The organism is Halobiforma lacisalsi AJ5, assembly GCF_000226975.2.
GTDB classification, from domain to species: domain Archaea; phylum Halobacteriota; class Halobacteria; order Halobacteriales; family Natrialbaceae; genus Natronobacterium; species Natronobacterium lacisalsi.
This window is the reverse complement of sequence record NZ_CP019285.1, coordinates 3801058-3813545: the sequence shown is the minus strand read 5'-3', so window position 1 is coordinate 3813545 and position 12488 is coordinate 3801058. Positions and strand designations below refer to the sequence as shown.

The following is a 12488-nucleotide window of genomic DNA, read 5'->3' as shown; positions in this document are numbered from 1 at the left end:
GGAACGGGAACGACCGGGCCGACCACCGACGCGCTTACCCGTTTCGATCACGTACTCCGGTTCCGATCACTATGACCGGAGACGACGCCGATCACGGAGCCGAGTACCACCTCCGGGAGGCGCTTCGCCATCTCAACGAGGCGCGGGAGACGGGCGATCTCCGGAAGACGAACGACGTCGCACTCGAGGAGGTCTCCGACACGGTCGCGTCCGTCCTCAACGAGTACGATCAGGACGGGCAGTGAGGTCCCGTCCGGTCGAGGGCGACGCTGACTCCTTCTTACGAGCGCCGAACCGCGAGGACGACCAGATCCGAAAACGGCGTGTCCTCCTTCCCGTCGCCGCCGGCGTGTTCCGATAGCTCCGCCAGCGTCCGTCGATCTACGGTCTCGTCGGCGTGGGTCAACTTCTCGAGCACCAGTGCCTCGAGTTCGGGGTCGGCCCCGCGCTCGAGGAGGAACGCGGCGACGTCGCCGGGCATCAGGTCGTAGGGCCGCGGGAGCACGAGCAGGTGGCGATCCCCGACGGCGTCGGACAGCCGTTCCATCTCGGACTCGAGGTCGCCGCTCTTGTGCAGCGTGACGAACTCGGTCTCCTCCATCGGCGTCCGGGCACGGCTGGCGGCCACCTGGAGCGAGGAGATACCCGGTACGATCCGAACCGGGGTTTCGGGGGCCGCGGTCGCGACGGCGTCTTGGACCTTCCCGACGAACTGGTAGCCCGAGTGGTTCGGATCGCCCATCGCGACGGCGACTCCCGACTCGCCGGCCGCGACGCGGTCGCCGAACGCCTCGAGGGCGTCGGCTTCGTCCCTGTAGCCACACGTGAGCAGGTCCGTGCTGTCGTCCGTCAGTTCCTCGACGAACTCGACGACGGTCGTGAACCCGACGACGACGTCCGCCTCGCGGATCGCCCGCTCGCCCCTCGGAGTCAGGTACTCGCGGTTCCCCGGTCCGATGCCGACGACGTGGACCGGGTCCGCGTGGCTCTCGTCGACGTCGGGCTTGGGTTCGGGTTCGGCGGCCGCGAACGTCGCCGGGTCCGGGCCGGACTCGAGGTCGTAGTCGTCGCTCATGTGCCGTCCCCGTCCCCGTCCCCGTCCCCGTCGGCGTCGGCGTCGCCGCCGTCACCGGATCGAGCCCTGGCCGCTCGAGTCTCCGCCTCGAGGTCCAACTCGAGCCCCTCGGCCCGGACGTCCTTCGCGACGTGGATCAGTTCGTTCGTCAGCGCGGCGGCAAGGCCGCTGCCGCCGCGGCGGCCGACGTGGGTGATCGCCGGGACGCCGTACTCCTCGCTGACCTCACGGATCCGTTCCCGGCTCTCCTCGGCCTTGACGAACCCGACCGGGTTCGCGACGACGACGGCGGGTCGGGTCCCCTGCTCGATGCAGTCCGCGAGGGCGAGTGCCGCCGTGGGCGCGTTGCCGATCGTGACGATCGATCCCTCGAAGGCGTCCTCCTTGTCGAGTTCGAGCATGGCTGCTGCCGTGCGTGTCATTCCGGTCCGTTCGGCGAGTTCCGTCCCGTGGCCGATGGCCTTCGAGACCTCGCAGTCGTGGCCGCGGCCGGTGACGCCGGCTTTCACCATCGTGATGTCGGTGATCACGTCCGCCTCCTCGAGGACGGCGCGAGCGCCGGCCCGAACGGGGGCGTCCTCGTCGTCGCCGAGGCTGTCCGTGCCGGTAAAGCGGACCAGGTGCTGGAACTCGATGTCGCCCATCGAGTGGACCGACTTCTGGCGGATCCGGTCCGCGAGCGTCTCGTCGGGGACGAACTCCCGGACGATGTCCATGCTCGTCTCCGCGATGTCCATCGCGTTCCGGGTGGTCGCGCCGAGGTCGGCGTACTCCTCCTCGAACTCCTGATCGTGGTCCTGATCGTGGTGGCTATCGCTCATCGTGTCTCACACTCGTCGTGTCGGTGTCGGTGTCGGTCGCCGGGCGAACAGCCTCGTCAGTCATCGTTCGATACCTCCACCGCTTCGTTGGTCGTCCGCGCCTCGAGGTCTCCCTCCACCGAGAGGTTCAGGTCCCGCAGTCGGTCGACCGTCTCCTCGTCGGCGTCCCAGAGGTCCCGCTCTACCGCCTCGAGCAGGGTGTCCGTGATCGACTCGAGCGCCCAGGGGTTGACGTCGCGCATCCATTCCTGTCGATCCTCGTCGAAGGCGTACTTCTCGGCGACCTCCGCCCACAGCGTGTCGCTCACGACGCCGGCCGTCGCGTCCCAGCCCAGCGTCACGTCGACCGTCGTCGAGAGGTCGCCGGCGCCCTTGTAGCCGTGCTCCTCCATCGACTCGAGCCAGTCGGGGTTGAGCACCCGCGAGCGCATCGCCTTGCGGACCTTCTCCTCGTTCGTGTAGACCGAGACATCGTCGGGGTTCGAGGAGTCGCCGACGTAGGACGCCGGCTCCTCGCCCGACACCTCGCTCACCGCGGAGATGAACCCGCCGTGGAAGGCGTACCAGTCCGAGGAGTCGAACTCGTCCTGTTCCATCGTGTCCTCGAGTTTCACCGTGGCGTCGACGCTCGAGAGTCGCCGTTCGAAGGCGTCGTGGGCGTCCGACACCCGACCGCGCGACCCCATCGCGTAGCCGCCCCACTGGACGTAGACGGAGGCGAGATCGGCGCGGTCGTCCCAGTTACCCTCGTCGACGGCCTTGTTCGTCCCGGCGCCGTAGCCGCCGGGTTTCGTCGTGAAGACGCGGTGTTTCGCCGCCTTTCGGGCGTCCGACTCGTCCAGCCCGTCCTCGTCCTGCAGTTCTTCGGCCTCCTCCTCGACGTGTTTCTTCACGTAATTCATCTCGTGGGGCTCGTCGAGGTCGACGACCGCGTCGACGGCGTCGTGGATGACGCCCGCGGCCGCGGGGAACGCGTCCCGGAACAGGCCCGAGACCCGGGTCGTCACGTCGATCCGGGGCCGGTCGAGGTCCTCGAGCGGGATCGGCTCGACGTCGTCGATCCGACCGGCATCGGTCCAGACGGGTTCGACGCCCATCATGGCGAGTACCTGGGCGATGGTCTCGCCGCGAGTCCGTACGGTGGGGGTTCCCCAGGCGACGACACCGATCTCCTCCGGATAGTCGCCCGCCTCGTCGCGATGGCGCTCGAGGACGCCCTCGGCGACCTCCTTGCCGACCTGCCAGGCGGGCTTCGCGGGCACCTTGCGGGGATCGAGCGTGTAGAAGTTCCGCGCGGTCGGCAGCAGATCGACGCCGCCACGGGTCGGCGCGCCCGAGCCGCCGGGGGGCACGTACTCGCCCGAGAGCGCGTCGGCGGTGCGTGGAATCTCGTCCTCGGCCCCCTGCACGCGGGGCTGGGCCTCCTCGCAGATGTACGCCAGCACCTCGCGGAGGTCGTCGTGAGCACCCGGTTTCGCCTTCGCATCGCCGATCGTCTCGAGGTCGACGATCATGAGGTTGATGTTGACCTCAGCATCGGGACCGCTCTCGAGTTCCGACACGGGTACGTCGAAGTCGTTCGCTGCCAGCGTCTCGATCAGGTCGACGCTGGTCTCGCGGACCCTGTCGGCGGCTTCGGCGTAGGTCATACCGAGATCGTCGTCGTACTCGCCGGGGGCGTTCAGCATCTTGTCGTAGTCCACACCCAGCGCGCCGGCGACGCTCTCGCGCAGGCTCGGCGCGCCGGGGTTCTCGAGGCGAGTCAGCGCGACGAGGTACTCCACGAGGCGCTCGCCTTCCGGCGGCTCTGACATGGTGTGAAGCCCGAGCCGGATCTGGGTCGTCTTCACGTCGGTGAGGTACTCGTGGACGCGTTCGACGAGTTGGTCGATCGCGAGGTCGTCTCCGCTGACGTCACCCTCGGCGAGGCTCGAGCCGGCCTCGTCGGGGCCGCGGACGTCGGCTTTCTCGTCGATCGTCCCCTCGATACCCAACTCGACCGCGAGGTCCAGTTCCGCGACTTTCTCCCGGATCAGCGTCTCGAGGTGCTCGCCGTCGTCCGCGCGGGCGTCCTCCATCCCCGCCTCGCGGTACTGGTTCGCGAGGTCCTCGAGTTCCGAGAGTTCGTCGTAGGTCCCCGCGGCCCGCATCACGGGGGTCAGGTAGTCGACGATCGCGGCGTAGGAGCGGCGCTTCGCCTGGGTGCCCTCGCCGGGGTTGTTGACGATGTAGGGGTAGACGTTCGGGAGGTCGTCGATCAGTTGGTCCGGCGCGCTCTCGCCGTCGAGGCCGACCGTCTTGCCGGGCAGCCACTCGAGGCTGCCGTGGGTCCCGAGGTGGACGACGGCGTCGGCCTCGAACGCGTTGCGCAGCCAGCCGTAGAACGCGTAGTAGTCGTGTGGCGGCTGCAGATCCGAGTCGTGGTAGACCGTCGAGGGGTCCATCCCGAACCCGCGCGGGGGCTGGACCGTGACGAGCACGTTGCCGAACTCGACGCCTGGAATCGCGAACGGGCGGTCGGGAACCTCGCCCCACTCCTCGACGACGTTCTCCCGGAAGCGCTCGTCGGCGGCCTCGAACCACTCGGCGTACGTCTCCGGCGAAACGGTGTCGACCGAGAGGTCGCGGACGTCCTCCGGCGCGACCCAGCGGTCCTCGAGGGTGAGCTGTGCGGTCAGGTTTTCGACCAGCGTCCGGCCGTCCTCGGGCAGACCGTCGCCGAGGTCGTACCCGCGGGCGTGGAGTTCCTCGAGCAGGTTCACGGTCGACTCGGGGCTGTCGAGGCCGAACGCGGTCCCGATCCCGTCGTCGCTCGGCGGGTAGTTGTGCAGGACGACGGCGACGTTCTTCTCCTCGTTGGGCGTGTGGCGGAGACGTGCCCAGTTGACCGCGAGCCGGGTCGCGTGGTCGATCCGGTCCTCGATCGGGAAGTGGTGTTTCGGCGCGGAGCCGATGCCGGCCTCGTCGTCGGTGCGTTCCTTCCCCGAGATGGGATGGGTGATGACGTTGCCGTCGAACTCCGGCAGCGCCACGGAGAGGGCGAGTTCGAAGCCCATCACGCCCGTATCGCTGGACTGGTATCGTGACCGCGACCGCATCGTCGTCACCGTCTGCAGGACGGGCACCCCAAGGCGGTCGAGGAAGACGTCCTCCGCGCTGTCGCCCTCGTCACTTGCGCTGCGACCGCGCTCGTCCATCGAGAGGGAGAACATAAAGGAAGAGAGGACGGCGTCGACGATCGGTTCGCCGTCCTCGGTTAGCAGCCAGTTGTCGGTTACCCATTCCGCGTCTCGCGGCTTCGCCGCTCGACTTTCCGAGGCGTCGTCCGACGCCTCGCTCTCCTCCTGTTCGTCAGTGTCGGTCGCCGGATTACAGAAGATCGGGAGCGCGTTCGCGCCCTGCTCCTCGAGCGCCCGGATCTGCCGATCGACGTAGCGGGTGTTCTCGTGGGTCCAGTGGGACTCGTAGAACCAGATCGCGACCGTCGGCTTCCCTGGGTCGTGGGTCTCGAGCAGTTCCTCGTACCCGATTCCGGGGTAGTCGGGATGGTAGACGCCCTCCGTGGGGAGGTCGGTCGGCCCGTCGTACTCGAGGTCTCGCCCCTCGTACTCGGCCGCCAGGAACCGACACAGGTTCTCGACGTTGATCGTCCCGCCGCGCTCGAGGTAGTCGTAGACGCGGTCCCGATGCTCGGTAGAGACCGTCGTGTCCTCGAGGGCGAACGCATCGCCGGTCGCCTTGACGATCAGCGGGACGCCGGCCTCCTCGAGCGCTCCCGTGGCGTACTCGTAGCCGGGCATGCTGTCATCGGCCCCGTGGAGCCAGAAGATCGCCGCCGCGGCGTCCCGGAGGTCGTCGACGAACGCCTCGATGTCGGCTTCGTCCTCGAGGTCGCTCTCCGAGCGGACGACCAACTCGATGTCCGTTCGTTCGTCGGCGAGCCGTTCGGCGGCCCGCCCGATCGATCCGAGCTCGTTCTCCGTCGCCGTGTAGATCCCGATCCGTGTCATCGAGTTTTTAAACCTCTATTGTATTAGCTCAACCATGGTTGCAAACGCCGGGGACAAAAAGCTATCGTCGCTCCCCTTTCCGGCGATCGTCGGCCAGCGGGAGCTCAAGCGAGTGTTGCTCGCCGTCGCGGTCAACGACGACCTGGACGGAGCGTTGATCGCCGGCGAGAAGGGGACCGCGAAGTCCACGGCGGTCCGCGGACTCGCAGACTTGCTCCCCGACCAGCGTGCCGTCGCGGACTGTCCCTACGGCTGTGACCCCGAGGACCCCGCCCTCCAGTGTGCCGACTGTCGAGACCGGGACCCGGACGAACTCCCGGTCGAAACCCGGCCGGTCCCGCTCGTGACGCTCCCGCTCGGCGCGACGCGTGATCGGGTCGTCGGCACCCTCTCGGTCGAGGACGCGCTCGCCGGCGAGGCCGACTTCGATCCCGGCCTGCTGGCCCGCGCCCATCGGGGGATCCTCTACGTCGACGAGGTGAACCTGCTCGAGGACCACCTGGTCGACGTACTCCTCGACGCCGCCGCGACCGGCGTCAACACGGTCGAACGCGACGGCATGAGCGTCTCCCATCCGGCCGAGTTCACGCTGATCGGAACGATGAACCCCGAGGAGGGCGACCTCCGCCCACAGTTGCGTGACCGGTTCGCGCTCCGGGCGGCCGTCGAGGGGTGTCGGGACGTGGCGGACCGCGTCGAGGTCATGGATCGCGTGCTCGAGGACGGAAGCGACGACGATGCGGGCGACGGAGACGGCGGCGAGCCGTCGACGGGGACGGCGTTCGCGGACGATGTCGCCACGCTCCGGACGGACCTCCGCGAGGCTCGCGAGCGACTTCCCGAGGTCTCCCTCCCGAGGGAGTTCAAGGAGGAGATCGCGCGCCTCTGTCTGGATGCGGGCGTCGACGGCCACCGCGGCGACGTGGCCATCGCCCGGACGGCGACGACCCTGGCCGCGCTCGAGGGCCACACGACGGTCATCGAGTCGGACGTCCGCGAGGCGGCCCGGTACGCGCTCCCGCATCGGCTCCGCAGCGATCCGTTCGAGGAGCCGCCGGACCTCGAGGAGTTGCTCGAGGAACGGTTCGACGAGCCCCGCGAGGAGGGCGACCCGGAGGACGACGGCGACGGCGAGGAGCGATCCGACCGCGAGGACGAGTCGACCGCCGATCGGGACGGGAGCGACGGTGATGACGGTGCGGACTCGCCCGGCAGCGTCGACGATGACGGTACGGAGGCGGACGACGGGTCCGCAGACCGCTCCGGGCGGTCCGGCGACGGCGATCCGAACGGGAACGAAAAAGGTGAGGGAGGCGGAGAGGGCGAACCCGCGCCTACGACGCTCGAGGACCGTTCCGGCTCGAGTGACCCGACGGACTCGAGCAGGGAGACCGACTCGAGCGGGGACGGTCCCGAAACCGACGGAAACGAGAACGCGACCCCCATCGTTCCCGGCCAGCGGCGCGCCGAGATCGGGGACGCCGCGGCTCCCGACCTCGAGTCGGCCGACCTCGAGGACTCGCCGGATGCGGCGGCCGCCGGAGCCGGGGACAGGGGGTCAGCGACGCCGAGCGCGAACAATCGGGGTGCACGCGTCAGGACCGAACGCGCCTCGGCTTCGGGTGACGGCCCCGTCGACGCGGCGGCGTCGGTTCGCGCGGCGGCCTCCCGAGGCGACTCGAGCGTCCGCGAACGTGATCTCCGGCGGTCGGTTCGCGCCGGCGACGCGGCGGCGACGATCGTCTTCGCGGTCGACGCCAGCGCCTCGATGCGGCCGGCGATGCGGGCCGCGAAAGGCGTCGTCCTCGAACTGCTGCGGGACAGCTACCGCCAGCGGGACCGGGTCGCGTTCGTGACGTTCGCGGGCGACGACGCCGAGGTCCTGCTGCCGCCGACGGACAGCGTCTCCCTCGCCGCGCGCCACCTCAAGGAACTCCCGACCGGGGACCGGACGCCGCTTCCGGCGGGGCTCGAGACCTCGCGGCGCGTCCTCGAGCGGGCGGAGACCGAGGCGTCGGTGGTCGTCCTCGTCACGGACGGCCGGGCGAACGTCGCGGACGGCAGTCCCACGGCGGCGACTCGGCGGGCGGCCCGCGGACTGGCGGACAGCGGCGCGCGCGTGCTCGTGGTCGACGCTGGGGGAGAAGATCGGCGGGCCGATCTGACGGACGTGATCGCCGAGGAGACCGGCGGTCGGCTGGTGGACCTGTCGGCGCTGTCGCCCGCGGTGATCCGAACGGAAGCAAACGCGGCGAGCGAGAGCGACTAGCGCGAGAGAGTACGCGATATCGACGGACGGCGGCGAGGTTCGGCTGCGTATCAACACTCACTTGAAGCCCCTCTTCCCTTTTCCGACGAGATCACATCGAGCATGAAGGAGGACGATCCAGCGGCAGTTGAAGCGGAAGCGGAAGAGGGGGAGAAGGCTACCGGAACCACGGACGAGATCGCGTACGGAATCGAGGACGAACCGCCCCTCGGCGAATCGGCGGTGCTCGGGATCCAGCACTACCTGACGATGGTCGGGGCCAACATCGCGGTCCCGCTGATCCTGGCTGAGGCGATGGGCATGCCCGACGGGATCCGCGCCCAGTTCATCGGCACGTTCTTCGTCGTCTCGGGGATCGCGACGCTCGCCCAGACGACGTTCGGGAACCGGTACCCGATCGTCCAGGGCGCGCCGTTCTCGATGCTCGCACCGGCCCTCGCCATCGTCGCGGTCGTCACGGCCGGCGACCTCGGGGGTCTCGAGGGGCAACCGGCCTGGCAAGCGGCCCTGCTCCAGTTACAGGGGGCGATCGTCGTCGCCGCGCTCGTCCAGGTCGCGATGGGCTATCTGGGGCTGGTGGGCAAGCTCAGACGGTACCTCTCGCCGGTCGTCATCGCGCCGACCATCGCGCTGATCGGTCTGGCGCTGTTCGACGCGCCGCAGGTGACCGGCCCGGACCAGAGCTGGTGGCTGCTCGGGCTCACCCTCGGGCTCATCCTGCTTTTCTCCCAGTACCTCGAGTTCCAGCACCGGGCGTTCAGACTGTATCCGGTCTTGCTCGCGATCGGCATCGCCTGGATTGTCGCCGCGACGCTGTCCTGGCTCGGCGTCCTGAGCGCCGGTCACCCGGGACACGTGCCGCTCGGCGACGTGACCGACGCGTCGCTGCTGTTGCCCATCCACCCGCTCCAGTGGGGGACCCCGCAGGTGACGACCCCGTTCGTCGTCGGCATGTTCGCGGGCGTACTCGCCTCGATGGTCGAGAGCATCGGCGACTACTACGCGGTCGCGAACCTGACAGGGTCGGCCGCGCCGAGCGAGAAGCGGATCAACCACGGGATCGGGATGGAGGGCCTGATGAACGTGTTCTCCGGCCTGATGGGGACCGGCGGGTCGACCTCCTACTCCGAGAACATCGGCGCGATCGGGCTCACCGGCGTCGCCTCGCGGTACGTCGTCCAGATCGGCGCTGTCGTCATGCTGATCGCCGGCTTCGTCGGCTACTTCGGCCAGCTCATCGCGACGATCCCGGACCCGATCATCGGCGGGCTCTTCGTCGCGATGTTCGCCCAGATCGTCGCCGTCGGCGTCTCGAACCTGCGACACGTCGACCTCGACTCCTCGAGAAACGTCTTCGTCGTCGGCTTCGCCCTCTTCGTCGGGCTGGCGATCCCGGAGTACATGGCGAACTTCGAGAGCACGCTCGCGTTCCGCGCCGCCATCGACCCACAGGCGACGCTCGCCCCGCTGCTCGAGGCGGGCCCCGTCGCCGGTACGGTCGTCGCGGCCTGGCTCGAGGCCGCGGCGCTCGCCGTCGTCGACACCGTCTTCATCGTCGGGTCGACGGGAATGGCCGTCGGCGGCCTGGCGGCGCTCGTGCTCGACAACACGATCCCCGGGAGCCGCGAGGAGCGCGGCCTCGCGGAGTGGAGCCGGATCGCCGAGGACGACTCCGAGTTCGAACCGTTCTGGGACCGGTGGCTCGAGGGCGGCGGTGACGACGACTCGCGCTAGGTCCGGCAGACAGTATATATGCGCTCGGCACACAGTCGGTGTCGATGGCAACGTTCCCGTTCGACGACGGCTCCGGCTCCCTCTGGTACGACGTCCGCGGCGACGGCAGGCCGCTCGTGTTCGTCCACGGCGGCTGGATGAACGGCCGCTCCTGGAAGCCACAGGTCGAGCACTTCGCCGACGACTACCGCGTCGTCACGATGGACCTTCGCGGCCACGGCAACACGGGCTCGACCGACCGCGATCGGTACTCGATCGAACTCTTCGCCGACGACCTCGAGGCGTTGCTCGGTCAGCTAGAGGCGGACGCTGACGCTGAGGCCCCCGAGCCGATCCTCTGTGGTCTTTCCCTGGGATCGATGGTCGTCCAGGAGTACCTCCACCGCAACCCGGACCGGGCGGCCGGCGCGATCCTCGCGGGCGCACTGCGTTCGATGCCGCCGGTCGACCTGCCGACCGGCATCAAGGGGTTCGCCTCGCCGCTGCCGGCGGTATCCACCTCGCTGTCGATGGCCGGCCCGCGGGCGACCTTCCGATCGTTGCTGTACTCGATCCGCGCGACGACGGGGCAGCGGTGGCTCTCCGTCGACCCGGCAACCCAGTCGTCGGCCATGGAGGCCGTCGGCGAGGTCTCGAACGCGGAGTTCCGGAAGGTCTTCGACGCCCTCTTCCGGTACGATCCCCCGTCGCTGTCGGGCGTCTCGACGCCGACGCTCGTCGTCCACGGCGAACAGGAGGCCCCACCGGTCGTTCGCCAGGGTGAGCGTATCGCGGCGACGGTCGACGACGGCCGGCACCTCACGCTGGACCGGTCGGGCCACCTGGTCAACCAGGACCGGCCGCGGGCGTTCAACGACGTGAGTACCAAATTCCTGGGTGGGATCGCGGCGCTCTAGCTGGCGGCCCCCCGTTCGCGTTCGACCAGTTCGAAACGTGAACGGTCACGATCGCAGTGACAATACGATTTGGCAACGACGCCAAGGGACGCGATCGCAAACTAGTCGTCGTCGCTTCGCTGGCACCGCTCTCGAGCGAGCCGGCGACGTATTCACCATGAGCACTCACAGTCCGGACTCCGAGACGTCAACCGTTACACCGGTACGCGAGCAGTGGTCCAGCATCTCGAAACACGTGTTCAACAGCTATCTCGAGGCGAACAACGCGCTCCTCGCATCGATGGGTGTCCAGCCGCCGACGGCGTCGGAGACGAGCGACGCCGACCGCGACTGCGTGAACTCGACGACCGTCGAGTCGCCGCTGGCCGAACTCTCCTTCGGCGACGAGGCGTGGCTGACCGAACGCTCCGTCGAGGAACACGACGAACTCGGCGTCGGCGAGTACGTACGGTTCACCAAACGGATCTCCGAGCCCGACGTCTCGGCGTTCGCGACCGCCTCCGGCGACACCAATCGCCTCCACCTCGAGGACGGGTTCGCCGAAGGGACGATGTTCGACGGTCGCATCGCACACGGCACGCTCGTCGCCGGGACGATCAGCGCCGCGCTGGCCCGGTTCCCGGGGACGACGGTCTACCTGTCTCAGGATCTCGAGTTCCTCGCGCCGGTCGAAATCGGCGACGCGGTCACCGCGGAGTGTGAACTCCTCGAGGACCTGGGTGACGATCGGTATCGGGTGCGAACGACGGTTTCGTCGGTTGCCGACGACGGCGACGGCAGCGACGACGGCGACGGCAACGACGACGGCGATGAGAACCACGACCGGACGGTCATCGATGGCGAAGCCGTCGTCACGATCTCCCCGCTTCCGGACGAATAAGAACTGCAAGCGCGCGTCGGTTCGCTCTCTTTCGCTCAGTCGTCCTCCCCCATTCCGACGGACTCGAGCGCGACCTCGGTTCCCTCGCTTTCTCCGGGAAGGATGTCCCCCAGCGACGCGCCGACCGCGGCCGCGGCCCAGACGATCGTCGCCCGTGCGAAGAACTCGAGGGGCGTCGGGTCGCCCGCCGCGTGTCGGCCCCACAGCACCAGCAGGAACACGGCGGTGAGAAACGACACGGACAGGACGCCGAGCAATCGCCGCGGGACGATCCCGAACAGGGGTCTCGATACCTCAACGTCCCGGAAATCGGTCCAGTAGAGTAACCCGTGGGTCAGGAGGACGATGAACGTCACGTTCGCGACCAGCGCGACCGGGATCCCGGCGACGGTCGCCTCGAGGAACCACGCGGCGATCTCGAAGACGCCGTCCTCCACGACCATCGGTAGCGACAGCAGGACGCCGCCGACGAACCCCTCGGCGACGTCCCGGGTCGTGTACCGCTGGATGCCGTTGCTGACCGACCGACCACCCGGGACCCGCTCGAGCATCCGCCGGACGCTGCGGACGTCGGCCCGCTCGGAGGGGCTCGAGACCGACCGCTCGAGTTCGTCCAGGCGCTCGAGGACGTCGTCGACGTCGACGGCGTCCCGGTCGTCCTCCTCGAGCGCGTACTCTCCGCGGGACTCGCCCTCGCGGTCGCCTGGTCCGTCGGCGCCGCGGTCCGTGCCCGACTCCGGCTCCGACTCGCTCATACGGGGACAAGCGACGGCCGGCACAAAAGCGTTCCTCGGAGGCGGGCG

General features: G+C 69.0%; 9 protein-coding genes. 5 read left to right on the top strand and 4 right to left on the bottom strand.

The features are described 5' to 3' along the window. The first annotated feature begins 71 nt into the window (after nt 1-71). Nucleotides 72-245: a hypothetical protein gene (locus CHINAEXTREME_RS21955; protein WP_007140737.1), complete on the top strand. Its 174-nt coding sequence runs from the start codon at nt 72-74 to the stop codon at nt 243-245. Nucleotides 246-280: 35 nt separating this feature from the next. Here the strand turns inward: CHINAEXTREME_RS21955 and CHINAEXTREME_RS18565 are convergent, their stop codons facing one another. Genes CHINAEXTREME_RS18565 through cobN form a run of 3 tightly spaced genes read right to left on the bottom strand, consistent with a single transcriptional unit; the run spans nt 281 to nt 5906 of the window. Further along, the gene (locus CHINAEXTREME_RS18565; RefSeq protein WP_007140738.1) at nt 281-1075 is read right to left on the bottom strand and encodes a cobalt-precorrin-7 (C(5))-methyltransferase; all 795 of its coding nucleotides are present in this window, start codon (nt 1073-1075) and stop codon (nt 281-283) included. Continuing rightward, a complete protein-coding gene (locus tag CHINAEXTREME_RS18560; protein WP_007140739.1) occupies nt 1072-1896 on the bottom strand; it encodes a precorrin-8X methylmutase in 825 nt (274 codons plus the stop codon). The genes CHINAEXTREME_RS18565 and CHINAEXTREME_RS18560 overlap by 4 nt, the downstream gene beginning before the upstream one ends. Nucleotides 1897-1952: 56 nt before the next feature. Then, entirely contained in the window at nt 1953-5906 is a 3954-nt protein-coding gene (gene cobN / locus CHINAEXTREME_RS18555; RefSeq protein ID WP_007140740.1) for a cobaltochelatase subunit CobN, read from the bottom strand. 34 nt (nt 5907-5940) lie between these two features. Here cobN and CHINAEXTREME_RS18550 point away from each other — a divergent pair, with 34 nt between their 5' ends. From CHINAEXTREME_RS18550 to CHINAEXTREME_RS18535, 4 genes are all read left to right on the top strand, one after another. Beyond that, complete coding sequence (locus CHINAEXTREME_RS18550) at nt 5941-8175, top strand: VWA domain-containing protein (protein ID WP_007140741.1); 2235 nt, start codon at nt 5941-5943, stop codon at nt 8173-8175. Nucleotides 8176-8277: 102 nt separating this feature from the next. Further along, nucleotides 8278-9909: a uracil-xanthine permease family protein gene (locus CHINAEXTREME_RS18545; RefSeq protein WP_007140742.1), complete on the top strand. Its 1632-nt coding sequence runs from the start codon at nt 8278-8280 to the stop codon at nt 9907-9909. A gap of 44 nt (nt 9910-9953) precedes the next feature. Then, entirely contained in the window at nt 9954-10805 is an 852-nt protein-coding gene (locus CHINAEXTREME_RS18540) for an alpha/beta fold hydrolase (RefSeq protein WP_007140743.1), read from the top strand. 157 nt (nt 10806-10962) lie between these two features. After that, the gene (locus CHINAEXTREME_RS18535) at nt 10963-11685 is read left to right on the top strand and encodes a MaoC family dehydratase (protein ID WP_029601589.1); all 723 of its coding nucleotides are present in this window, start codon (nt 10963-10965) and stop codon (nt 11683-11685) included. Nucleotides 11686-11720: 35 nt separating this feature from the next. Here the strand turns inward: CHINAEXTREME_RS18535 and CHINAEXTREME_RS18530 are convergent, their stop codons facing one another. Further along, nucleotides 11721-12440, bottom strand: coding sequence for a hypothetical protein (locus CHINAEXTREME_RS18530; RefSeq protein ID WP_007140745.1), 720 nt, complete (start codon nt 12438-12440; stop codon nt 11721-11723). Nucleotides 12441-12488: the final 48 nt, after the last annotated feature.

What these genes read in the sequence shown, in the direction of transcription:
- CHINAEXTREME_RS18535 (WP_029601589.1), top strand. Translation starts at nt 10,963, where the DNA reads ATGAGCACTCACAGTCCGGACTCCGAGACGTCAACCGTTACACCGGTA.
- CHINAEXTREME_RS18540 (WP_007140743.1), top strand. Translation starts at nt 9,954, where the DNA reads ATGGCAACGTTCCCGTTCGACGACGGCTCCGGCTCCCTCTGGTACGAC.
- CHINAEXTREME_RS21955 (WP_007140737.1), top strand. Translation starts at nt 72, where the DNA reads ATGACCGGAGACGACGCCGATCACGGAGCCGAGTACCACCTCCGGGAG.
- cobN (WP_007140740.1), bottom strand. Translation starts at nt 5,906, where the DNA reads ATGACACGGATCGGGATCTACACGGCGACGGAGAACGAGCTCGGATCG.
- CHINAEXTREME_RS18550 (WP_007140741.1), top strand. Translation starts at nt 5,941, where the DNA reads ATGGTTGCAAACGCCGGGGACAAAAAGCTATCGTCGCTCCCCTTTCCG.
- CHINAEXTREME_RS18545 (WP_007140742.1), top strand. Translation starts at nt 8,278, where the DNA reads ATGAAGGAGGACGATCCAGCGGCAGTTGAAGCGGAAGCGGAAGAGGGG.
- CHINAEXTREME_RS18565 (WP_007140738.1), bottom strand. Translation starts at nt 1,075, where the DNA reads ATGAGCGACGACTACGACCTCGAGTCCGGCCCGGACCCGGCGACGTTC.
- CHINAEXTREME_RS18560 (WP_007140739.1), bottom strand. Translation starts at nt 1,896, where the DNA reads ATGAGCGATAGCCACCACGATCAGGACCACGATCAGGAGTTCGAGGAG.
- CHINAEXTREME_RS18530 (WP_007140745.1), bottom strand. Translation starts at nt 12,440, where the DNA reads ATGAGCGAGTCGGAGCCGGAGTCGGGCACGGACCGCGGCGCCGACGGA.